Annotated in this window: 20 protein-coding genes; 12 read left to right on the top strand and 8 right to left on the bottom strand. The window is 42.7% G+C overall.

Annotated elements, in window-relative coordinates:
• Positions 1 to 46 precede the first annotated feature (46 nt).
• The 3 genes from KAI37_RS04210 (at position 47) to KAI37_RS04220 (ending at position 3784) form a co-directional block, all read left to right on the top strand.
• A complete protein-coding gene (locus tag KAI37_RS04210) occupies positions 47 to 1066 on the top strand; it encodes a glycoside hydrolase family 88/105 protein (RefSeq protein ID WP_071639654.1) in 1020 nt (339 codons plus the stop codon).
• Positions 1067 to 1078: 12 nt separating this feature from the next.
• Complete coding sequence (gnpA, locus tag KAI37_RS04215; protein WP_220030781.1) at positions 1079 to 3253, top strand: 1,3-beta-galactosyl-N-acetylhexosamine phosphorylase; 2175 nt, start codon at positions 1079 to 1081, stop codon at positions 3251 to 3253.
• A 159-nt stretch (positions 3254 to 3412) separates the two neighbouring features.
• A complete protein-coding gene (locus tag KAI37_RS04220; RefSeq protein ID WP_233901821.1) occupies positions 3413 to 3784 on the top strand; it encodes a hypothetical protein in 372 nt (123 codons plus the stop codon).
• 132 nt (positions 3785 to 3916) lie between these two features.
• Here KAI37_RS04220 and KAI37_RS04225 read toward each other — a convergent pair whose 3' ends face one another.
• On the bottom strand, positions 3917 to 4855 hold the full coding sequence (locus tag KAI37_RS04225) for a helix-turn-helix transcriptional regulator (RefSeq protein ID WP_220030782.1): 939 nt from the start codon (positions 4853 to 4855) through the stop codon (positions 3917 to 3919).
• 112 nt (positions 4856 to 4967) lie between these two features.
• On the opposite strand from KAI37_RS04225, the gene KAI37_RS04230 reads away from it, so the two are divergent.
• Both KAI37_RS04230 and KAI37_RS04235 read left to right on the top strand, forming a co-directional pair.
• Complete coding sequence (locus tag KAI37_RS04230) at positions 4968 to 5414, top strand: VOC family protein (RefSeq protein WP_023987105.1); 447 nt, start codon at positions 4968 to 4970, stop codon at positions 5412 to 5414.
• A gap of 107 nt (positions 5415 to 5521) precedes the next feature.
• The gene (locus KAI37_RS04235; protein WP_220030783.1) at positions 5522 to 7000 is read left to right on the top strand and encodes a protein adenylyltransferase SelO; all 1479 of its coding nucleotides are present in this window, start codon (positions 5522 to 5524) and stop codon (positions 6998 to 7000) included.
• Positions 7001 to 7104: 104 nt separating this feature from the next.
• Here the strand turns inward: KAI37_RS04235 and KAI37_RS04240 are convergent, their stop codons facing one another.
• The 6 genes from KAI37_RS04240 to KAI37_RS04265 form a co-directional block, all read right to left on the bottom strand.
• Positions 7105 to 7521 (bottom strand): DUF4280 domain-containing protein, encoded by a 417-nt coding sequence (locus KAI37_RS04240; RefSeq protein ID WP_013308879.1) that lies wholly within the window; start codon positions 7519 to 7521, stop codon positions 7105 to 7107.
• A 5-nt stretch (positions 7522 to 7526) separates the two neighbouring features.
• Positions 7527 to 8057, bottom strand: coding sequence for a hypothetical protein (locus KAI37_RS04245; protein ID WP_199767833.1), 531 nt, complete (start codon positions 8055 to 8057; stop codon positions 7527 to 7529).
• Entirely contained in the window at positions 8054 to 9316 is a 1263-nt protein-coding gene (locus KAI37_RS04250) for a pentapeptide repeat-containing protein (RefSeq protein WP_220030784.1), read from the bottom strand. Before KAI37_RS04250 ends, KAI37_RS04245 begins: the two co-directional genes overlap by 4 nt.
• A 12-nt stretch (positions 9317 to 9328) precedes the next feature.
• Positions 9329 to 10744: a phage baseplate assembly protein V gene (locus KAI37_RS04255; protein WP_071639660.1), complete on the bottom strand. Its 1416-nt coding sequence runs from the start codon at positions 10742 to 10744 to the stop codon at positions 9329 to 9331.
• Complete coding sequence (locus KAI37_RS04260; RefSeq protein ID WP_220030785.1) at positions 10741 to 11421, bottom strand: hypothetical protein; 681 nt, start codon at positions 11419 to 11421, stop codon at positions 10741 to 10743. The genes KAI37_RS04255 and KAI37_RS04260 overlap by 4 nt, the downstream gene beginning before the upstream one ends.
• Before the next feature lie 166 nt (positions 11422 to 11587).
• The gene (locus KAI37_RS04265) at positions 11588 to 12463 is read right to left on the bottom strand and encodes an SDR family NAD(P)-dependent oxidoreductase (protein ID WP_076293355.1); all 876 of its coding nucleotides are present in this window, start codon (positions 12461 to 12463) and stop codon (positions 11588 to 11590) included.
• Positions 12464 to 12660: 197 nt separating this feature from the next.
• On the opposite strand from KAI37_RS04265, the gene KAI37_RS04270 reads away from it, so the two are divergent.
• The 5 genes from KAI37_RS04270 to KAI37_RS04295 all read left to right on the top strand — a co-directional run bounded on the left by KAI37_RS04270 (position 12661) and on the right by KAI37_RS04295 (position 20325).
• On the top strand, positions 12661 to 13128 hold the full coding sequence (locus tag KAI37_RS04270) for a MarR family winged helix-turn-helix transcriptional regulator (RefSeq protein WP_071639663.1): 468 nt from the start codon (positions 12661 to 12663) through the stop codon (positions 13126 to 13128).
• Positions 13129 to 13177: 49 nt separating this feature from the next.
• The gene (locus KAI37_RS04275) at positions 13178 to 13624 is read left to right on the top strand and encodes a GNAT family N-acetyltransferase (protein WP_220030786.1); all 447 of its coding nucleotides are present in this window, start codon (positions 13178 to 13180) and stop codon (positions 13622 to 13624) included.
• Between the two features lie 514 nt (positions 13625 to 14138).
• Positions 14139 to 15518 (top strand): amino acid permease, encoded by a 1380-nt coding sequence (locus tag KAI37_RS04280; protein ID WP_028542026.1) that lies wholly within the window; start codon positions 14139 to 14141, stop codon positions 15516 to 15518.
• Positions 15519 to 16318: 800 nt separating this feature from the next.
• Complete coding sequence (locus tag KAI37_RS04290) at positions 16319 to 17041, top strand: hypothetical protein (RefSeq protein WP_220031435.1); 723 nt, start codon at positions 16319 to 16321, stop codon at positions 17039 to 17041.
• 383 nt (positions 17042 to 17424) lie between these two features.
• Positions 17425 to 20325 carry an S-layer homology domain-containing protein gene (locus tag KAI37_RS04295; RefSeq protein ID WP_220030787.1) on the top strand — a complete coding sequence of 967 codons (2901 nt, stop codon included), beginning with the start codon at positions 17425 to 17427 and terminating at the stop codon, positions 20323 to 20325.
• A gap of 107 nt (positions 20326 to 20432) precedes the next feature.
• On the opposite strand, the gene KAI37_RS04300 is transcribed toward KAI37_RS04295, so the two are convergent.
• Positions 20433 to 21107: an NAD(P)H-dependent oxidoreductase gene (locus KAI37_RS04300; RefSeq protein WP_023987121.1), complete on the bottom strand. Its 675-nt coding sequence runs from the start codon at positions 21105 to 21107 to the stop codon at positions 20433 to 20435.
• Between the two features lie 143 nt (positions 21108 to 21250).
• Here KAI37_RS04300 and KAI37_RS04305 point away from each other — a divergent pair, with 143 nt between their 5' ends.
• Together KAI37_RS04305 and KAI37_RS04310 are read left to right on the top strand one after the other, a co-directional pair.
• Complete coding sequence (locus KAI37_RS04305; protein WP_025721270.1) at positions 21251 to 21643, top strand: winged helix-turn-helix transcriptional regulator; 393 nt, start codon at positions 21251 to 21253, stop codon at positions 21641 to 21643.
• Positions 21644 to 21837: 194 nt separating this feature from the next.
• Positions 21838 to 22830: an ABC transporter substrate-binding protein gene (locus KAI37_RS04310; protein ID WP_081366803.1), complete on the top strand. Its 993-nt coding sequence runs from the start codon at positions 21838 to 21840 to the stop codon at positions 22828 to 22830.
• Positions 22831 to 22846: the final 16 nt, after the last annotated feature.

Here is a 22846-nt window from a genome sequence, read left to right on the forward strand (position 1 = left end):
CTCTCAAGCGCCTTTGGGGGCGTGTGCGAAAGAGAGGAGAACATAGATGCTTCAATTAACTTATGACAAGGAAGAAATATTAAGAGTCATCGACAAAGTCGTCAGAAAAACAATGGCGATGGATTTGACGTGGGATTGGCCTTGCGGTGTAGCTTATTATGGTGTATCCAGAGCCTATATAAAAACTGGAAATAAAGAGTATTTGAATATGCTTGTACAATGGGCAGATGAATATATCGAGCTGGGTCTGCCGCACTGGACGGTAAACACATGTGCCATGGGCCATATGCTGATCACATTGTATGAAGAAACAGGGGACCAGAAATATTGGGATATTGTGATGAGCAAGGTGGATTATATTCGGAACCATGCTCTCAGGTTTGGAGACAATGTTCTGCAGCATACGGTATCCGTTGCTAATGATTTTCCAGAGCAGGCATGGGCGGACACATTGTTTATGGCGGCATTTTTTCTGCTCCGTGTAGGAACCAAATTAAAGGATGAGGAAATGATCCAGGACGCCTTAAACCAATATTACTGGCATATCAAATACCTGCAAGACCCTAGTAGCGGTTTCTGGTACCATGGCTACAATAATGTCAAGCAGGATCACATGTCCGGATTTTTCTGGGGGAGAGCGAATGCTTGGGGAGCCTATACCATGTCGCAAGTTAAAATTCATTTGAAAGACTGGTATTTATATCCGCAGTGCATGGACGTGGAGTGTTCGCTTCGGGATCAACTGTCGGCACTGAAGGGTGTTCAAACGGAGAACGGCCTGTGGCGGACGGTACTGGATGACGAGGAGTCCTACGAGGAAGTGTCTGCATCTTGCGGCATCGCGGCGGCCATGATCAATAACGGCAATCCACTGCATACCAAATACGTGCAAAAGGCATTGGACGGCATCTTGAACCATATTAGCGAGGACGGACGGGTACTAGGTGTGTCGGGCGGCACAGCGGTTATGAAAGATCGGGATGGGTATCGCAATATTCCAAAAGACTGGATTCAGGGCTGGGGTCAAGGCCTGGCATTGGCTTTTCTATCCGATATGTTAAATTAGGAGGGAACCAAGTTGTCCAAACAAACAACGGGGGGCTTTACACTACCGGGTGAATCTGGTTATGAGGCGCTGACCCTAAAATTAGCTGAACGGTGGGGTGCCGATGTCATCCGCGATAGTGACGGCACGCAATTGTCCGATGAGATTATTAACGCTGGGTACGGCATATATTCGACAATCTGTATCATCAGAGATCATAATGAGTGGGCGTCCCACAATCTGGATAAGCTGCAGCAGTGTTTTTTGATTACAAATCCAAAGGTAGCTGTACAAGATTATGTATCCATCTATCTGATGGAGGATTTTTTTGCTGAACAATTCAAAGTGAATGATTCCAAAGAGGCGTTTAACTATTGGCAAGTTTTTGACAGAACGACTGGAGAGGAAGTTCCAAGAGAACAGTGGAATTATGAAAGGGAATCTGGAAATGTAGTCATTACCGGAATTGTTCCTTGGCATAAATACACCGTAAGCTTCATGGCCTACCGGATCTGGGAAGAGATTTCCATGTACAATCACACCACCAATCATTGGGACAAAGAGCATTTGATGCAGATAGATCCCATCTATATAGAAACGCAAAAGTATCTGCTGGATTGGATGGAAGATTGGTGTCTCCATCATAAGGAAACCACGGTTGTTCGGTTTACCTCCTTATTTTATAATTTCGCCTGGATATGGGGTAGTAATGAGCGCAATCGCCATCTGTTCTCTGACTGGGGTTCATATGATTTTACGGTAAGTTCAAGAGCGCTTGATCTGTTTGCCAAGAAATACGGGTATTCGATGACTGCCGAGGATTTTGTGAATGGCGGAAAATACCGCGTCAGTCATATCCCGGCTGAGCAGCGCAAGCTGGATTGGATGGCATTTATCAATGATTTTGTGATTGAATTTGGCAAGAAATTAATTGACATTGTGCATAGGCACGACAAGCTGGCCTATGTGTTTTATGATGATAGTTGGGTTGGCATGGAGCCTTACAATGATCGTTTTCAAGAGTTTGGATTTGACGGGTTGATTAAATGTGTGTTTTCAGGTTACGAGGCGAGGCTTTGTTCAGGTGTAAAAGTGAATACGCATGAAATTCGGCTGCATCCATACTTATTTCCGGTTGGTTTAGGCGGGCTTCCTACCTTTATGGAAGGGGGAAACCCCACGCTGGATGCCAAAAAGTATTGGATTAATATCCGGCGCGCCTTGCTGCGGGAGCCGATTGACCGGATTGGACTGGGCGGATATTTACATCTTGTAGAGCCTTACCCGGATTTTTGTGATTACATCGAAAAGATTGCCAATGAATTCAGAGAAATTAAAGAACTACATCATGAAGGCAAACCTTATCACATCAAGACGAAGGTAGCTATTCTGCACTGCTGGGGTAAATTGAGATCGTGGACCTTGTCCGGACATTTCCATGAAACGTATATGCATGATTTGATCCATGTCAATGAAGCTTTATCCGGATTACCGATTGAAGTGCAGTTCATTGATTTTGAAGATATCCGTCAGGGAATTCTACAGAATTGTGATGTAGTGATCAATGCCGGCTCTGCTGGTTCAGCATGGAGTGGTGGGGAGTACTGGAATGACAACAAGTGTGTGGACTTACTGACCAAATGGGTTTATGAGGGTGGTACCTTTATTGGCATCAACCAGCCTTCGGCGGTCGAAGGCCACGACAGCTTTTTCAGAATGGCCCATGTTCTTGGACTGGATGAGGATACAGGCTCCAGAGTAGGTCATGGAAGATGGACTTATGAGGTTAGGGATGAGCATGGCTTGGTGCCTGAAGGAGCCAGTATAACGCCAAAGAATAGCATTTATCTTACTGATGGGTCAGCTGCGGTAGTGGAAGAAACGAGTGGTATGATAACACTGTCTACAAATGCCTTTGGTAAAGGAAAGGGGATATACCTTCCTTCTTTCGAATTCAGCTGGGAAAACACAAGGTTGCTGCTGAATATGATTCGGTTTGCGGGTAATGAGTTACATGAAACGAAGTACATTACAGATAACCTATATACAGAGTGTGCTTATTATCCAGAAAGTAAAATATTGGTTGTTATTAACAATAGCGATCAACTTCAAAGAACGACGATTGATACGGAATATGGCAAACAAACCATGGAATTAGAACCGTATGACACCATGATCACCCATATCGGCTTAACAAAATCGGTATAGGAACGGAAAATATGAGAAGTAGCGGTATCAAGCCCTCCTTTATTTTAAGGAAGGGCTTTTTGTTTCAGCACCTCCAGAAAATCAAGCCAATTTACCGGGGATTTTGTCCATTCAAAAGTATCTACTCCATCATTAACTATAAGTAAAACAATTAAGGAGATGATTTCTTTGAGAAAGGCAACCTTAATGAAAATTAAAAAAACAGAAGCAAAGTTGGGAAAAAAACTGAAAAAAAATAGTCACGTGATTATGAATCTTAAAAAGGCCATTCGTGTAACTCAACTTGGAGATGGATTCGCACGATTCACTTTCGCACCGATCACTATTTCTCCTAATAGCTTTAGAAGCACTACGATTAACGGTAACGCCTACAATCTGATTAGCGGTGCATGGACTTTCTCTGGTAATGAACAAGGGTTTCTTCTCAATAATTATTCCGCGGCTGAAGACAGATGGGTATTTACTGCATGGAATCCATCTGGATTCACAAGAACGGTGTCCTATGCTGTTATCGCCAAACGGAAGCCATAATTCAAATGTCATAGCTAGTAAAGAAAAGGAGCTTGAAGGTTCCTTTTCTTTACTAGAATGTAAATGAAATAGACCAAAGATCTCCTAAAGGGTGTGAAGTTTTCTGGATTCTGCCTTAAAAGCCTTTTTACCTTATAATTTTTGATAGTGATGTAAGAGGTTCTTTACTTTATCTTGGATCATTTGTCTTAAAGATTCAGGCTTCACTGATATTACATAATGACCATATCTCATCAAATATTGAGCTATAAACTCCTCTTCTCCAGGATTATAAAATCCCTTAATGACTGTCTTATCACCATTTTCTATTTTCATAGAAGGATAGTGTTCTTTATAAAAAATATCCTTTGCTTGTTCTAAAATTTCTACTTCAAAGTCAATGCTCTTCTCGGATTGATACATTTCTAATGAACGACTAAGGAGTTCATCTATAGAAAAGCGAGAATTGCTCGCCTCTTCTTCTATAAAGGTGATTCGATCACATCTGAAAACTCTATATTTATTCGTATTTAACTCTATTCCAGTAGCATACCACTGACCAAACTTAGCAGAAATTTTGAAAAATTGAATATAGTAACTTTTGTTATGATTATTTTTTACATATTTAACTTTACAGGTGCTCTCATTAAGAATGCTTGTTAGAATTTTATCTAAATAACGACTAACATGATTATGCTGATATATTTCAAATTGTAGAACCTTTTTCATTTTATGAATCTGGTTTAGTTGTATTTTAGAAAGACAGTGTTCAAACTTTTCATTTAGTTTATTAACACTTAAATGAAAGGGGGTGGATTGATAAGCTTCTAACGTCAACATTGCAAAGTACAGAGCATATACCTCATCCATTGTAAAAATAATGGGGGATAACAATCTATTTTTTAAGATACCATATCGTCCATGTCTGCCATGTTCCGAAAAAATAGGCATACCTAATTGTTCTAATGAATTAATATCACGTAGAGCTGTACTTTTTGAAATATGGTATTTATCCATTAGGTCATTTAAATTAAAGAACTCTCGACTGTTTAAGTATCTGATCATATCATTTAATCTTTCCGATTTTTTCATCTAAATCTCCTTATAAAGGTGTCATGTTTTGATACCTTTTTATATGATAATAAGTTCAAGGGAATATATCAAATTCATAAGATATCTACACATATAAAAGGAGATTGATACCATGAGTACAACATTAGAAGTAGCTATTTTCTTATCCATGAACGGAAAGGCAAAAGAAGCTATACATTTTTACAAAAAACACTTCAGCGCAGAGGAATTGTTTCTTGTTACCTATCAAGACATGGCCCAACGTGACGGCTCCATACAGCTTACAGATGAAAATAAAAATTATATTTCTCATTCAGTCTTATCCATCGGAAAAACAAAAGTAATGATAGCAGAAGATACAATGAATCCCAGTGAAGAATATACAGTAGGGAATAATACTTCATTATGTATTCAAAGTGCTGACCTAGAAGAAATTAAACGTTTTTATGATAGCTTAATTACAGATGATCGAGTGAAAATTATTGTGCCTTTATCTAATAATGTGTTTAGCCAAGCCTACGGTATTATTGAAGACCCATTCGGTATTCAAATACAATTAATGTTTGATAATCGATTATAATAAAAAAGCATATTCTATGTTCCATGTTTCATAATTGGATAATAAATGGGCAGAAGTAAAAACTAAAATGGGAAAACCTAAGATACCGCAGCAGAAAAGGAGACACTATGACGGAGAAAAAAGAAATAGCAGATCAAATAGGGTGGAACTTCGACAACAGTTACTCTCGTTTGCCGGAATCATTGTTTACAAAGCTCAACCTAACTCCTGTCCGCTCACCAAAGCTGATCATTCTTAATCATCCGTTGGCAGCATCACTGGGGTTGAACGGCACGGCGCTGCAAAGGAATGATGGTGTAGCGGAGCTGGCCGGCAACCAGGTTCCTGAAGGGGCTACGCCTCTTGCTCAAGCTTACGCAGGGCATCAATTCGGGCATTTTAACATGTTAGGAGACGGACGTGCTCTGCTGCTTGGCGAACAGATCACTCCCTTGGGTGAACGGGTTGATATTCAGCTCAAGGGCTCAGGCAGAACGCCATACTCCCGTGGTGGTGACGGTCGTGCGGCACTTGGGCCGATGCTTCGCGAATACATCATCAGTGAGGCGATGCATGCGCTAGGTATTGCTACCACCCGCAGCTTGGCGGTGGTATCCACGGGTGAGTCGATCATCCGGGAAACCGAGCAGCCCGGAGCCATTCTGACCCGTGTGGCTGGCAGTCATCTTCGCGTCGGCACCTTTCAATACGTCTCAGCATGGGGCACGTCCCAAGATCTCCGTGCTCTGGCTGATTATACATTGGAAAGACACTACCCGGAAGTTGCCAATGACGAAAACCGTTACCTTTCACTTCTTCAGGAAGTGATTAAGCGTCAGGCCGAGCTGATTGCCAAATGGCAGCTAGTTGGTTTTATTCATGGGGTGATGAACACCGACAATATGACCCTTAGCGGAGAAACCATTGATTATGGTCCTTGCGCCTTCATGGATACCTATAATCCCGAGACGGTGTTCAGTTCCATCGATAGGCAGGGCCGCTATGCTTATGCCAATCAGCCGCATATTGCTGCGTGGAATCTCGCGAGATTTGCTGAGACACTCTTGCCACTACTGCATGACAACAGGGAGCAGGCTGTCACACTGGCCGAGCATGCAATTTCAGATTTTGTAAAAATATTTCACCATCATTGGCTTGCAGGAATGCGGGCGAAGCTGGGGATCTTTAACGAAGAGCAGGAGGATGAATCTCTTATTGAGGAGCTTCTGAGTATCATGCAGAAGCATCGTGCCGACTACACCAATACCTTCCGTGCCCTAACTTTGAACAAGCTGGAGGATACGGTTCTGTTCAGCACTGCGGAATTCACCCAGTGGCACGAGCAGTGGCAGGCGAGACTGGGCAGACAGCAGGAATCAAAAGCCTCCTCGTATCAGCTGATGCGCAGCAGCAATCCTGCAATCATTCCACGCAACCACCGGGTAGAAGAAGCACTGGAAGCTGCGGTGGAACGAGAAGACTACCGTGTGATGGAGCAGCTTCTTGAAGTTCTTTCGAACCCTTATGCCTACTCTACCGAACAGGAAATTTACTCTACATTGCCTGAGGAATCCACCTGTCCTTACCGAACCTTTTGCGGTACCTGATGTGGAGCGAACTATTTGAAGATAACCTATATTATGCGTTGGTGGAGAAGATAGCCAATCTCTCACCAACGCATTTTGTTTTTATAGTGGTAGGTTGCGACTGATTAATCCAGTTCCTGACCGTCATTTTCGATCTGTATGTGTCCGCAATAAAGACATTGATGCGTACAGTTCTGCGTAAGAGCAGGCTGGCCTTCGATGCGCATGTCGCTTTTTCCGTTCAGCCAAGGCATCGTAAGGACAGGAATACACGGTGCCTTTTTCACCCCATAAATATCGACCATCTCACTGGCTTGCACAGCCGGATTCAGCGGACTGGAGCAATTCCCAAAAGATTTTATGTTCACTCCGGGCACATAATCTCCAATATTCATCTGAGCTTTATTTTTGACATACACCCCATGGCTAAAAGGGCGCTTCAAACGCGTAGGCTGTGTACCGTAACTACAGCTTAAAATCGCACCTGCCACGACATAGCTTTTTTTCGCACCTGTTCCAGGCTGCACACTTGCTTCTTCCATACGGATTATTCCTCCTTTGTGGCCATCTCTACTTTTTGCACACGAACACCTGTAAATGGACGACGCAGTAGACTTTCCGCTACCGCGAGATTGATATAGATATGTGCTTCCAACAAGCCGGCAATCCGAAATATAGACGATTCGATTTTCCTGTGTTTAAGTACCAATTGCTTCAAGGTGTGGTCAGGATACCACTCGGTTTGTGAGGAAAGACAATCCACCACAGGTGGACGCAGTACCCAGTACACATCCTGCCTGGCTTTCTGAAAATCGGTAAGTATAGCGACCTTCCATTCCAGCTCCGGCATATATTTTTCCAACAGGGCTTTCATGGAGTCTGAAACCAGTGGCAAAGGGAACTCCAGAAAATCCGGATATACGGTTCGTGGATCTGTATGTACTGTTAAAAACAGGGGAGTGTCCTCCGGCTGAAAGGTATGACTCGAAAGGATATCTTCCACCTGCAAGGGAGACAGGGGCGCAGTCTCCACCCGATGCTTTACGCGCTCGTCCACCATGAGTCGGTAATACCTCATGACAACCACTCCCCTTTACTCACTGCATCTGTTATCTGTGTAGCCAGGGGCGCTTCTATAGCAGTAAGGCCAATAGCTTCGCTTAGTTGGTCATCTGTAAAGCTTACCCGGTGTAGTTTTGCTCCTGTAAAATTAGCTTTTACTAAACATGCACCTATAAAAGAAGCGTCAGTAACATCGGCTCCTACAAAGCAGGCACCTGTTAGATCCGCGCCGTTAAATAAAGCTCTTTGCAGCGCGGCATCTTGAAAAGTAGCTCCTTGAAGCTGTGCATGTTGAAAACTAGCTCCCTGTAAATTAGCTCTTGTAAAATTCACTCCATCCAATCCTAACGGTTCCCAATCCAGCCAAGCATCCGATCCATATTCGCTATTGCTTATAACTTTATCCAGTACAGCCTCTTGCAGGGAACAGCCACTGAAATCGGCTCCATGAAGCAGGCTGTGCGAAAAGTCGGTTCCATCTAGCTGAGCTTCTTGCCATACCGTACCTACGAGGATGCATTGATGCAATCGACTTTGTTGCATCCCGATCTGGCGAAAGACTGTATAGCGAAAATCCAAGGAACTGTAATTTCCATCTGACAGTTGAACTTGAGACAGTGCTTGGTAGCTGTAGGCCGATTCTTCTTTTTCCTCCAGCCAAGACTTTATTATGTTTGCATCCACGGGTCTTCGATCTTCCCGATACACGGAGACACTATGATCCATATACTCTCCGACGCGAATCTCAAAAGCTTCTTCACAATCCAACGCCTCAAACTCTGGTAGGTGGACTGCTTGCTTCATAGCCTGACGAACCAGACTAACGATCATCGTATGAAGATATCCCGCTGCTTCCAACATGATCTGTTCCAGTTCAAGTTCGGAAAGGGAGACTTGTTGCTTCAAAGTTTCAGCCCCAAGCTGTTCACGTAATTGAGTCCAATAGAGAAAAATCCAACTTGCATCGTACTCCAACTGAACGGGCTCAGCATCAAGCATCCATAAGGTATCCGTAGCTTCAACAAGATAAACGGGCTTCTGTTCAAGCCATGTGGTGCGCAGCATAGAGTAGGTGATGTAACCGATATGACCTTTACGACCTGTGAGTTGTTTTTGCCGAACCAGCTCACAAAAGGCGCGAAAATGTTCTACTATATGCTGTAATCTTTGTGTGTGTGTTGATTTACATTTCAACGCCCATTCTTTGCGAATGAAAGACCAAGCCTGATGAAGAGCCGCTTGTTGCTGATCTAACACATCTGTTTGCTTTTCCATTTCTAATCATCCTTAATTCGACTTCACTTCGCTGCCTTTCATATCCGCCGATCCGCTTAATTCAATATGACTGCCATTACAATCCATACGGAGCTGACTACCTGCGGACAGACTCATCGTCTTCCCCGCAGACAGGCTGAGATTGCCTCCTGCCGTAATATTCACCTGTTTGCTGCTCGCAATATGAATGCCTTCTTTATCGTCCAGTTTGATATAAATAGCGCCGTCCTTACCTGTAACGACCAGTTCATCCGGTCCCAGTCGAATTTCCTTGCCATGCGGGGTACGCCATATTTTCATTTGCGGATTGGAAAAATGGTTATGCGTACTCTTGCGATCTGCCCTTCTCACGGCACTACCTGCAACGCCGTCTTCTTCCCGACTACCGGGGAAATAGAGGGAAACTGAATCGCCTTTTTCTGGCATGACATACCAGCCGGTATGGCCACCGCCACTGTACACAGTAGAATAGTTGAACCAGTGTGCTTGGTTTGTGTCCTGTTGTTCATCACAATCCAGATGAATGCGCACCTGATCCTGACGTACGTCCAGCACAATACCGCTTAATGAGGCTCCCGCCAGCTTATCCTGGTAGTAGCTTTTTTGCCGAAATCCTTGGTAAGAACCCAGCACATACTGATGCCGCAGCAGTCCTTGACTCATGGCGGTGTAGGCTTCCATCACATATAGGTTATGCCCCTGAAAATTCAACTGAGCGCCCAAGTCGAGTACCTCATCCGTTTCTACCTCATAAAAAATAAAATCGTGTTCACTCAGTTTGGTTTGTTCATTCTCCTGAAAATAACGAAAAGGAAGCAATTGCTTACGTACGGTATAACGGGTATGATCCAGTATCGCCTGTGCAGGGCTGTCCTCAATACCAAAATAAAATTTGGGACTGTCAAAACGGGCTACAGGCATCAGACTCGTATGATAACGGGAGGCTATGCGTCTTAAAAACGCCCAGTCTGTCTCCTGATACTGAATGGCAAGCCGTCCTATGGCTTCTCCGCCAGTAGCCCCGTCGATCACATCCAGTCCTTCATAGTCCTTACCTATGTGCTCCAGCATTTGAGGAATCGTCATTTTCGTATACTGAAAAGAACGAGTACGCTGCTTCATATCCATCCGGTAAGTATGGGAAATAGCTTCCACCTCCAGATAGTACACACCTCGCACGACTTTTACCTCGACCGAGAGGGCAATCCCACTAAATAGCGGTTTGCTTGCGCCAGATTCATCTTGTTGGCTGACTTCAATGATGGTATTTTTTTCTGTCGTTTCCACATAACTGTCTTGCAAGTCTTCGGGGATCATACCTGTAAAATAAAGCCGAGTATGCTCATTGATTTTTTTCGTTAAGGTAAGCTCCTCCAGATCAATTTGTTCATAAGGGTGAATTTGAATTTGATCGTATCCCAGACTCATGGTGTAGTCATTCCTTTCTCATTTGTAGAATAGATGGAGGGTGGAAGGACAGAAAGGGACTGAACCCAGTATTCTGCTACAGGTAACCAGACTTCGAGATCTGCCTCCATACAGCTAAAGGAACCTATGACAACTCGTCCATTGTGGATAAAGAGGAGCATTTCGTTGTATAGATTACCGTCGATCCCCGCCGCCACAAAACGAATCTGTCCAACTGAAAGTCCGGAACTGTTGGTGACCATTTCGGTACCTAACCAGTTGCGAATCGGTTGTACAGACCGTAAAATATCCGCCATTTGCTCTACAAAATCAGGCAACTCTTCCGCTTCCAGAGAAGTATCTGTAGGATTAAAAGTGATATTGATGGTCTCCTCAGACGAGGTATAAGTGACCTTTGGTCGATGCTCTGAAGGATATTTGATTATAGCTTGCTCCATTGGCATAGGAGTAAAGGACTTGGGGATGTAGAAACCAATCTCTCCGTCTAGTATTGTAATGGGCTCCAGCGTGAGATAATCATTTTCAATATGAAGTAGCTTTGTTTCTTCAAACATGGAACCGTCCTGTTCCGATTTTTGGGTTTGAGCTGAGGTGGATTTCACATTATCGTTATTAGTTGTCTTTTGATCCATCATTTTAGCTTTGAGGCTAAGTATATGCTCGTCTAGATAGTTCATAGAAAGTCCCCTTTTAGGAAAAATGCGCGTTTGTACTTGAATATGTAAAGATGGGAGGAGATATTTAAGTACAGAACCAGCATATGTATTTATCGGTTAAAAGAGAGATTTAGTTTACAAAATGAACCATTTGTTGGAGGAGCTTTGTTCGATATTAGGTCCTATTTCATTCCATAACCCCTTTTTGTCGCAATAATTCGGTAGTAGTATTCCAAAGTAGGCGTTGCATCTTGCTATCCCCACCAGGATATGTCGGCACAATCGGCTTACCAGTGCCAACATTAAAATATCCACCTGTCACTTCTTGATATTGGGATTCTGTTGCTAAACGAACAATAATTTCTGCTCCTCTCCGTGGGTCTCCGATATGCAAAGCGTTCAATATTTTTGCAAGTACCGAAGAAAATCCTAACTCACGACCAAGGCCGGTTACGTTAAACCCTGGATTAAGTGCGTTAACTGTGATCCCAGTTCCATCCAACTGACGTCCAAGTTCTTCTGAAAACATGATATTAAGAAGTTTAGTCTTTCCGTATATCTTAGATGAACCTCTTGCGGTAAATGCAGATGTATCTATTAAATCCTCCGGTAATTTTAATTCACCATGGTTGCGTGACGCTTCAGAAGCTACATTGACGATCCTAGCATTTGTGGATTCCATTAGTAAATTGAGTAGTGTATGCGTTAACAGCCACGGGGCAAGATAGTTGACTGCTATCATTTCTGCCAAACCCTCTGAGGTTATTCGCTGTTCAAACCCATGTAATCCAGCATTGTTCACTAATACATCAATCTTTGGATAATTAGCTTTAATTTCATCCCCAATACGTTTGACATCTTTCATGAGAGACAGGTCCCCGAAAAAAAAGTCTACCTTTGTACTTGGCGCTAGGTCTCTCAGAATATTTCTAGTCGTTTCAGCACGTTTTTCATTTCTGGCTGTTAAGACTAGATGTGCTCCGCGTCGGGCTAATTCAATTGCTACCCATTGTCCAAGACCATTAGTAGCACCAGTGATTACAATAATCGGGTATGTCGACATATACATCATCCTCCAAATTCTCGATCCAATTACATGCTTATTCATGTCTACGCTTTACGGTTGTGGATGCTTTATACTGTAGATCTTCTGCTTGACACTTACCAAAGTTGAAAATATGATTGACATATATCAAGTATATGTATTTTGATTGATATATGTCAAATATATTCGAACTCATTCAAATAAGGTGGAGACATATGGATAGTAAAAATAAACATCCAAATTCTACAAGAGAGCAATTAGAACTGAATCTTGGTGAACAACTTAATGCACTTATAAGCGCGTCACATGCACTCAATGTAAGAACTGCGGCACTTTTCGATCCATCATTACAACCTGCGGCTTTTCTGATCGTACGCTGTCTTCTTTCGAACGGCCCGGCAAGCGCTACATTTTTGGCGGAATCCACCGCTATGGATCGAAGCTCTGTCAGCCGTCTTGTTACTCAGCTTAAGCAATTGGATTATGTAAAAAGTGAAACTCACCCTGAGGATCGCCGGGGAGTGTTGATATCCCTGACAGCTAATGGTCGTGAAAAAGCCTTGGAAGCTTTAAAAGAAAAAGAAAATGAGTTTTATCAACGTATTTCAACATGGGAGGATTCCAAACTTGAAGCATTTATTGGGATGCTGAATTGTTTTAACGGTCAAGATTGCGAGGATTAATGAGTTTAGACATAAAGCATCGTATGATGAAAATAGGGGGCATTCAAAAGTGAAAGAAAAAAATGTTAGGGAAATTAGGGTATCTGATTATCATGATATTTATTTGTTGAACCAAGATTTTAACCCCAATCTATATCTATTTCCTGAAGAAAAAGTAAAAGAGAAGATTGAATTGATTACAAAGGAATCAAAAGATATGATCTTTGTTTATGAAGAAAATAACGAGGTATTAGGATATATTCATGGAAACCCATATGAATTACTTTTTTCTGAATCTTTGGTAAATGTAATAGGATTTGTTGTAAAAGAAAAGTATAGAAATCAAGGTGTAGGTAGCATGTTGATTGAGCGTCTTGAACAGTGGGGAAAGTCCCATGGATTTTCTGGGATCAAACTGTTATCTCACCCAAGTCGGATACAAGCTCACAGGTTCTATGAACGACGTGGCTATATGTTTACCAAGGATCAAAAAAATTTTATAAAAAAACTCAAATAAATACATATTCATTCATCATTGAATAAGTGGGTTCAAAAGCCTGATCTTTAGCTAGGCTTTGAACCCTTCAATTTTAGATGAGATCTGCGACTTGCATCAATCCATTGACCAGTTATATCTTCATCTCAGATTTCAAATAGACTTAATATCGTGATATTTATCATTGAAGAAATATGTTTGTTTAGCACTCTAATGCATTGCATTAAATTGACCATTGTTCAGAAAATATGAATAGCCTTCCTTTCCATTTCATGCATAAAAATGTCTGCTAATTAGCAGTTGTATTTAGGCGTTTTTTGTCATACAATGCATCTAATGCTACGGACTCGGTCTTAGAAACAGTAAGGTTTGGACGGTAAATAGGACGTGGTTTTCTTGTATATTTACGAATCGTGGAACTACTTTGTAGTCGTTCACTCACGACCACGTCAGTCTGAAAAGTTAATAATGTTTGGGGACAGTTTTCCGGATCATTAGCGTTTGATGATGAACATATACGAAAGGGAGCGTTCTTTTGGAATCGAAACAATTAACGAGAGGGCTAAAGCCACGGCACGTTGAGTTGATTGCGCTTGGAGGTACGATTGGCGTCGGTTTGTTTATGGGATCGGCAAGTACGATAAAATGGGCAGGTCCCTCAGTGCTGCTGGCTTATCTCTTAGCTGGGATTATTATGTTTTTTGTCATGCGGATCATGGGGGAAATGCTGATTCTTGAACCGGTGACAGGCTCATTCGCTACATTTGCTCATAAATATATTAGCCCTTTAGCCGGTTTCTTGACCGCCTGGAGCTATTGGTTTTTGTGGGTTACCGTAGGGATGGCGGAAGTCACTGCGATTGGGGTATATGTGGGCTACTGGTTCCCTGATATCCCGCAATGGTTGCCGGCTTTGGCAGGTGTAATTATTATTGCATTGGCCAATTTGGCGGCTGTGAAATTTTATGGGGAATTTGAGTTTTGGTTTGCGATGATTAAGATTGTCGCCATCATCTTCATGCTAGTAGTGGGTACGGGGATGATCTTCTTTGGACTCGGTAACGGTGGGCAACCGATAGGTCTATCCAATCTGTACAGCCAGGGCGGCTTCTTTGCAGGTGGTTTGAAAGGGTTTCTATTTGCACTCTGCATTGTAACAGCGGCTTACCAAGGGATAGAGATGGTAGGTATTACGGCAGGTGAAGCTGAAAATCCGAAAATGACACTGCGAAAAGCTATTAAAAACATCATTTGGCGTATTTTGATTTTCTATGTGGGTGCAATCTTTGTTATTGTTACGATTTATCCTTGGAACCAAATAGGCGAGATCGGTAGCCCATTTGTTCTGACTTTTGCCAAGGTAGGAATTGTGGCTGCTGCGGGTATCATTAACTTTGTTGTACTTACAGCTGCGATGTCCGGCTGCAACAGTGGTATTTACAGCGCGGGCAGAATGTTATATACATTAGCTAAGAACGGACAAGCTCCCAAGTTTTTCGGGAAAGTTTCCCCAAGCGGTGTTCCTAGAAATAGTATTATTACGACCATTTCTTTGCTGCTGGTAGGAGTGTTATTTAACTACCTAATGCCTGATTCCAAACTGTTTCTGTACATTTACAGCGCCAGTGTTCTCCCGGGTATGGTGCCTTGGTTTGCATTAGCCATCAGCCAATTTAAATTCAGGAAAAAGTGGAAGGACGAAATGAAGGATCACACCTTTAAGTCTCGTTTTTTTCCGATCAGTAATTACATCACCATTATCTTTTTGTTGCTGGTGATCGTTGGAATGTGGTTTAATCCAGACACACGCTTGTCGTTGATTGTCGGGGCATCATTCATGGCGATCGTCATTGTTGGATATTTTGTCTTTGGCATAGGAAAGCGGCAGAGAATTGAAGAATTAGAGGAAAACTAAAAGATTGCTAAATACGTAACATTTGCCGAGCGCAATTCAGATGATCCTGAGTTCGCTCGGCTTTTCTTTTACATGACGAGGGAGAGGGCTATGGGAGGGTTGTTACTGAGGTATAGAACCGTGTGGTTATCCTGTTCGCACTACAAGTGTAAATATAGAGACAAAAAAAGTGAGAAGGGAAACTGAGAAGTTCATTATTGCTATACTCTTACGGTTAGCCTTAAACTCTGTAATTCCAGAAAATAAAAATATAAACCCTAGAAAAAATTGCGCGATTTTGTATGAGTCCCTATAGGTGTCTGGGTATGCGAGTGATAAAGAGGAAGAGATCATAACAACTACAGCAAATATTAAAGTGAGGATTCTGTAAATATCCATTTTCTTAAACATAGATAAGTTCCCCCTTCCTATATAACGCCTAGTACATTATATATTTTAAAGGTCAGACCGTGGGACTTCAAATAAATACAAAAAAAGGAGGGAGAATGGTACCCGCTAAACGAAGAACCATCCGACTGTAAGTAGCACTAATAGGTAAAGAGCACAGGCGATGACTCCAAGAAGCAACAACTACATAGACCACCAATTTGGACAATACGGGACAGGCTGGTGTGGATGCTGCTGTGAGCAATAATACAGACTAAGCTACAAGAGAGAATGCGAAGGTATACTCATACATTCCATGTTCAAGTATTTATGATTGAACTTATTTTCTTCTAATATTTAACTGTTAATAGAATTATTGAAAAGCTATAATGCTAATAATGATTTGAGTGTACTTGGAGAAAGAGGTTGAGGGTATAGTGTTGAAAAAATGGCCATTATTATTGATGATAGGTATTCTCATGGTGGCATCTGTGAGCTGGAATAGTGGAGTATCTTATGCAGCTACAGAATATACTTGGGATAAGTACAAGGGCACTGAGGTCAGGACATATAGATTGACTGCGGTACCTGGAAGAGTCGAATATATGGATCAGGAAAGGTTTTTTGCAGCTTTAAGTCAAACCCCAAATGTGTATGGAGATTTTAGTGGCTATAAAACAGGGAAAACAACTGGAGTTGTAACCGAGAGTATAACGGATGATGTGTACAAATTTACAGTTACTGATTTTCTTCGCGATCAAGAGCCTGAGGTTGTAGAGTATATAAATCCAAGAGGCGGAATTCCTCATAGATGGAATGGAACTAGTGATATTCAAATTTTTATGAGAGGGTCAGAAGCGGCTTCTTTGTCTGAGCTGTTTTATGAGGGGACACCCAGTGAAGGACGCTTTCAATTTAATGCTAACGATATATATTTAGTTACATTCTGGTCCAGTACCGTAAGACTTATCAGTGGGATGTCTGCTGAGGCGCTAATAGAGGAAGGTCCTCACACGTTTAACAATCGGGAGCTTGTAGGTCAAGTAACCAGCGAAGATCCTGCAGCTTATCCGCAAGATGGGATTTCAGAAGGTTATTATTATGTTTTAAATGGTGCTGGCAACAAAGAATCAACAGATGATGGAGATAGCCAATAAAAACAAAAGAAGAGATAACATTGTGTATGGTGCTTTATACATGATGTTATCTTTTTTATTGTGATGCTCGCATTAGAAAATTTAGTAATGAAAAAAATGCTGAAAATTTAATTCCCAATGAAAACCATTTTAAAAGATCGGGATATATGCCTTTAAAATAATGACAATTTTACGGATGGAACCGTAATATATAACTACTTTTTTTGCTGTCTTTATTCAATCCTAGGGATATTATTCCGATAATTCAAGTATATACAGTTTGGTGTTAATTGAAATGAAATCCGTTTGAAAACAAAAGAAATAATTTTCGGAATTTACACAGAAGTCCAGGTGCAAGTAACCTGATGCTATATTGTAAAGGAGGTGCAAGAATCCAAAATAATATGAAATGTGAAAAAAAGTTAAAACAAATTAGGCAGTACATCGCTGCTTTACTGGCTGTTTGGTTGTTCTGTATACATACTGTGCCTGTTTTTGCAGACAGGGCCTTTAACGATATTGAACATTCCTACGCAGCTGATGCAATTGAAGCCATGGCTGCTCAAGGGTATGTTACGGGTTATCAGGATGGTAGTTTTCGACCTGTACATTTTATATCGCGGCAGGAATGGGCGAGTATTTTCGCTAAAACCTTAAAACGAACTTCGGTTAACAAAAGCATTACTCCTTTTAGTGATGTGTCACCGTGGGCTCTGCCCTATGTGCAGACCTTGCAAGCAGAGAACATTACCAAAGGAATTAGTGATCAGTTATTTGGTGCAAAACACAATATGACTCGTCAGGATATGGCAGTGTGGTATGCCAGGTATTTCGGTGTCTCTGAAGATACCCGCGCTTCCGATAGATCCAGTTTTGTGGATCAGTCTGATATATCAGACTATGCACAAACGAGCGTATGGCTGATGGAACGTTTGGAGCTGATCGAGGGGGATACGAATCATTATTTCCATCCCAAAGAGTCTGTGAGACGGCAGGATGCTACACTGGTAGCGTATCGGATATGGCTAGGTGGCGACGGTCTGAGAGAACGTGCCAAGCGTTTGCTGGAGTCATTAGGAAATGGAACTGCAACGACGAATCAGCTAGCCAGTCCACTGGAATCGAAGAAGATCGTGGTCGACCTGGCGCCAGAAATTAGTCACCAGCGTGCGAATCCGGAGATCGAAGAGCCTAAAGGCCACAGTCCAAGACCCGATCCACCGGTATCTCCGGTAACACCTACAGAGCCGAACCCGGAACCGCCAGTTGTGCGACCAGATCCCGGTCCTAAACCACCAGTGACACCACCAGTCATACCGCCAGTGATACCACCAGTGACTCCCTCAGAACCACCGGACCATTCTTCGGATTTTCTAGTGGATGAGGTCGTAATCAAGGCGCCCGAGTTGGTCAATCAACCGGAAACGTATCCTTCGTATCAGCTGTCCTTTGATCTCTACAATAAAGGGCACTTGGTAAGCATTCCCGCTGTAAGCGTCACAAGTGTTACTTACACATTTAGTGACACATTAGGTGTATTTGATGAACATGGGAAAATTGCGCATTCCGAAAATATACCTGCTGCTGATGGTTACATTCCTGTAGAGATGGAAGTCATCATTGCTAAACCCCATCAGGTGCTTAAAGCACAGACCAAGCTGATCGTGAAAGGAATGACTCCTCCGGTAGAGGACCCAAGTGTAATCAGGTCCGTATATTTGGCGACGTACACCATTCCACAGGCCACGACTCTAGACCCTGATGGCTGGAGCATGCCCTATGTATTTCAAAATGCAAAGGGAGAGGTCATACCGTCCGGTCTATTGCCGTCAGATTTAAAGCTTCGGATAGAGGATTCCAGAGGGATATTTGACGAGGATGGACATATTGCCAATCTGCATCTGATTCCTGCATTGAACTCTGTCATTCCATTCAAGATTGAGGTTGAGTCACCCTCTCAGGGAATTCACTTTATATCCAATGCCGAGTTAACTGTAGTACCAGGAGCACGCAAAAAGCAATATTTTGCTATCTCCATGATGCTGCAGGGAAAAGATGCGGGCAGTACGACCACGGTAGAGCAAATTGAGCAGTCACGTCAATTACTGATGGATCACTTTGGTCCCAACGTAAAAGTGACGTGGGCCATGGAAAATAGATTTATTTTCGTGGAATCAAATCGTCCGCAGCTTAAAAAGGTTTTGGAATACGTGGATCAGTATGGCGATGAAGTCGGAATTTTGGATGGGTATCCGAATAATCTGTTTGGTCTCCCTGAATGGGAAGCACAGATGAACGAGTGGTTGTATATGTATCGTTATAATGCACTCAATGAGCTGCACCAATCTGGTTCGTTGGGATCACCTTCGGTGTTTGAAAGCATGGATACAGACCAATATCGAAAGTATCTGCCTAAATCATTGACCGGCTTTACGGTGAATCCTGAGCAGGCCCAATGGCTTAAGGATCATTTTAAGATCACCTCAGCGATGGGGTGGTCGGCTACACAGTATAATGTGAACAACATGTATGGTGAGGGGTCACCTTTGATGCCTTACTGGTCCCATAAGGATAATCCGATTGTTCCGGCACAGGGGCTTACAAATAATAGCGGTATCGTATTTATGAACTCGATTACGATTGATCCGATTGGATCACGTTATACCAAAGATTCCTCACGTTGGACTCTCCATCCGGGCGATCCATATGTGACCGAAACGGATGCGGCACCACAACTGTATATAGCGCAGCAGTATTTAGATAACCCGTATCAACGTTTGAATACAGTAAACTACATGTCCATTATTTTGGATGTCAACTGGCTTGCCAAAAACCATAACATGTCTCAAATATGGGAGAACTTTGTGAATCACTTCCCTGTTGACCGTGAGGTTGAGATTGTGGGCGTGGACGGGCTGAAACAGATTTATGAATCGGTAGCTGGATTGAGTAATGATCATACGGAGTTTTCGCTCATGTTTAGAGGCTCAGGCTTTAAGGCAGTTATGGACTCCAATAATTCACCAGCCAATCTGCGTTACTTGTGGACTGAAAACGCCTCACAGCGGATTATTTTATCCAAGGAGGATGGAGATGCGGCATGGTCCATTATTGACTTTACTGACTATACCCGAAGTCCGGTTCCGAAGATGGCATACAATCTGGATAAGAACACGGATGTAAGCTATGTCACTGGAAGGAACTTTAAGCTGCATCCTACAGCTCCGTTAACAGCAGATGAAATTCAGCGCGTAAAGGATCGTTTGAAGGAGATTTACTTTGCAGAAGAAGTAAACTATCAGTAAGGGTTTGGAATGACAGAATTTTTAAGACTTGAGGTTTTATGAAAAGGGGGTGTCCCAACAGCCATGGAAATGGTTGTGGGACGCCCCTTTGTTTTAGAGAAAAGGTTTTACACCCATTCAATAACCTGATCTACAGATCGCCGGGTTTTGCCTCGCGGCTCGTTCAGACGGTATCCAAATGCCACCATACAGGAAATACCGAAATGTTCGGCATCCATAATGCCTTCTTCGGAGAGGATGCGTTCGATTTCCTGTTTATTAAAACCTTCGATAGGACAGGAATCAATGCCGATTTGAGCTGCGGCAGTCATCATGTTACCCAGTGCGATGTAGGTTTGTCGGCAGCCCCACTCGAACAAGGCTCTTTTATTTTCCTCCAGCCCAAAATCTGATTTGAGAAAGGCATCATACACTTTCTCTCTGCCTTGAATCACTTCAGCGGGTAATTGCTGCACGTTCTCCATCATACTCTTGATATAATCGGAGGAGGCTACCATATCTTCAGGAAGTCTAGAGAGGATGAGTACAAAATGACTGGCTGTTGGCAGTTGTTTTTGGGCCCCCCAAGAGTAAGGCAGCAGCTTCTCACGCATAGCGTTACTCTGAACGACAACAAATTTCCAGGGTTCAAAGCCAAACGAACTCGGGGATAAACGGCCTGTTTCAAGAATAAAGTCGAAGTCAGAATCGCTAATTTTCTTATGGCTATCAAATTCCTTCGTTGCATGTCTGAACTCGTATGCAGATAAGATTTGATCTTTAGTAGTAGTTAAGGTTTCCATCGTTATTCCACTCCTTATGGATGTGATTAAAATTGACGCTTACCAAGTGACATGCTTAATATTAGAATATACATGATCGTTTTTGAAGTACGCACATTAATGTGCTGTAGTATATAAAATGATACCAAGGAGGAGAAAAGCCTATGCGCAATCGGAAAGGCGGCTTTGGGGAATGTACCGCTGGAAATGATCAGGCGTGTCCAGTTGAGTTCACGCTGGACGTGATTGGGGGCAAATGGAAAGGGATTATTTTATATCATCTTATGTATGGGACTAAGCGATTTAGTGATTTTCGGCGGATCTGTCCGGGAATTACTCAACGTATGCTGACACTCCAATTGCGTGAGCTGGAAGAGGACGGAGTCGTTCACCGTGAAGTCTACCAACAGGTTCCTCCTAAGGTCGAATACTCTCTAACTGAATTTGGAAAAACGCTGATCCCGATTATTAACCTGATGAAGGATTGGGGAGAAGAATATAAAACAAAACAGCGACCACCAGAAAGCAGCCTTCAGCAACCTAGCCCCAATGTGTAGGTTTTTGAGACGGCTCCACGAAAAAAGACCTGGCCATCATTTTGGCAGGTCTTTTCATTTTTAAAGTGAAATGATGCAAAGTTCGTTTTTCAGTTGACAGTAAGGACGACGCTTGATATATTTCTTACGATATTGATAATCATTATCATGTGTATCGGGAAGATCATCTTCACAATATATAGGGGGCTAATCAGTTGAAAAGAAAATCGTATTTTATGATGACAGCTATGTTACTTGTATTGTCTGTATTCATCAGCGCTTGCGGCGGAAATAACAATGGAAGTAATCCGGCTTCATCTTCAGGAGATAAGCAAGAGTCGGCTACTACTGGAGAGACTAGAAGCTTTAAAACGGTTAAAGGGGATATTCAAATTCCTGCTAAGCCCCAGCGCATTGTAACGGATTTTTACGGCGGAGAATTGCTGTCCGTGGGTGCTAACGTGGTGGGTGTGGAGCCGACTGCGTTTCAAAATCCTTTTCTGACCGATTTGCTGAAGGAAAAAGGAACCAAAGAGGTGGGTGATCCGACCAATTTGGAAAAGACGCTGGAACTCAAACCCGATCTGATCGTGGTTATGAAGGATACGAATTATGAGGCTCTTTCAAAAATCGCACCTACCCTGTACATTCCGTACGGTACGACGACTAATATCTATGATACGGTCAAGCTGTTCGGCGATATCACCGGGGAAAAGGAGAAGGCTGAGCAATTTATTACTGCATTTGATAAAAAGGCCGCTGAAGGTCGCGCACGTCTTAAAGGTGTGATTGACGAAAAGGCGACTTTCGGTCTGTATGAGCTGACGGACAAAAACGCACTTTGGATCTTTGGCGACAATGCGGGGCGGGGCGGTCAAGCTGTGTACAATGCGCTCAAACTGAACATGCCAAAGAAAACAGCGAACTCCAAGGAACAAACGGTGCAGCTTTCGATGGAGGTATTGCCACAGTATGACGCAGATTATATGTTCCTGACTACGTATGACCCGGAGAAAAAGGGTGACGCGCTCAAGCAACTGAAATCGTCCGCTGTATGGGGGAATCTTCCTGCGGTAAAGAACAATAGAGTGTTCTTTAACGATTTTGATACATATTATCGCTATGATCCAATCGCTATTACCGGGCAAATTGATATGATCGTAGATATGCTGGTCGAAAGAGAAAAAGAGAATAAAGCTAAACAATAGGTGTGAGATTCTGCGT

Origin of the sequence: Paenibacillus sp. S25 (assembly GCF_019454085.1) — a bacterium.
GTDB lineage: Bacteria > Bacillota > Bacilli > Paenibacillales > Paenibacillaceae > Paenibacillus > Paenibacillus polymyxa_B.

Coding starts and splice junctions, on each gene's coding strand:
- KAI37_RS04210 (WP_071639654.1), top strand. CDS start 47: ATGCTTCAATTAACTTATGACAAGGAAGAAATATTAAGAGTCATCGAC.
- KAI37_RS04220 (WP_233901821.1), top strand. CDS start 3,413: ATGATTTCTTTGAGAAAGGCAACCTTAATGAAAATTAAAAAAACAGAA.
- KAI37_RS04225 (WP_220030782.1), bottom strand. CDS start 4,855: ATGAAAAAATCGGAAAGATTAAATGATATGATCAGATACTTAAACAGT.
- KAI37_RS04230 (WP_023987105.1), top strand. CDS start 4,968: ATGAGTACAACATTAGAAGTAGCTATTTTCTTATCCATGAACGGAAAG.
- KAI37_RS04235 (WP_220030783.1), top strand. CDS start 5,522: ATGACGGAGAAAAAAGAAATAGCAGATCAAATAGGGTGGAACTTCGAC.
- KAI37_RS04240 (WP_013308879.1), bottom strand. CDS start 7,521: ATGGAAGAAGCAAGTGTGCAGCCTGGAACAGGTGCGAAAAAAAGCTAT.
- KAI37_RS04245 (WP_199767833.1), bottom strand. CDS start 8,057: ATGAGGTATTACCGACTCATGGTGGACGAGCGCGTAAAGCATCGGGTG.
- KAI37_RS04250 (WP_220030784.1), bottom strand. CDS start 9,316: ATGGAAAAGCAAACAGATGTGTTAGATCAGCAACAAGCGGCTCTTCAT.
- KAI37_RS04255 (WP_071639660.1), bottom strand. CDS start 10,744: ATGAGTCTGGGATACGATCAAATTCAAATTCACCCTTATGAACAAATT.
- KAI37_RS04260 (WP_220030785.1), bottom strand. CDS start 11,421: ATGAACTATCTAGACGAGCATATACTTAGCCTCAAAGCTAAAATGATG.
- KAI37_RS04265 (WP_076293355.1), bottom strand. CDS start 12,463: ATGTCGACATACCCGATTATTGTAATCACTGGTGCTACTAATGGTCTT.
- KAI37_RS04270 (WP_071639663.1), top strand. CDS start 12,661: ATGGATAGTAAAAATAAACATCCAAATTCTACAAGAGAGCAATTAGAA.
- KAI37_RS04295 (WP_220030787.1), top strand. CDS start 17,425: ATGAAATGTGAAAAAAAGTTAAAACAAATTAGGCAGTACATCGCTGCT.
- KAI37_RS04300 (WP_023987121.1), bottom strand. CDS start 21,107: ATGGAAACCTTAACTACTACTAAAGATCAAATCTTATCTGCATACGAG.
- KAI37_RS04305 (WP_025721270.1), top strand. CDS start 21,251: ATGCGCAATCGGAAAGGCGGCTTTGGGGAATGTACCGCTGGAAATGAT.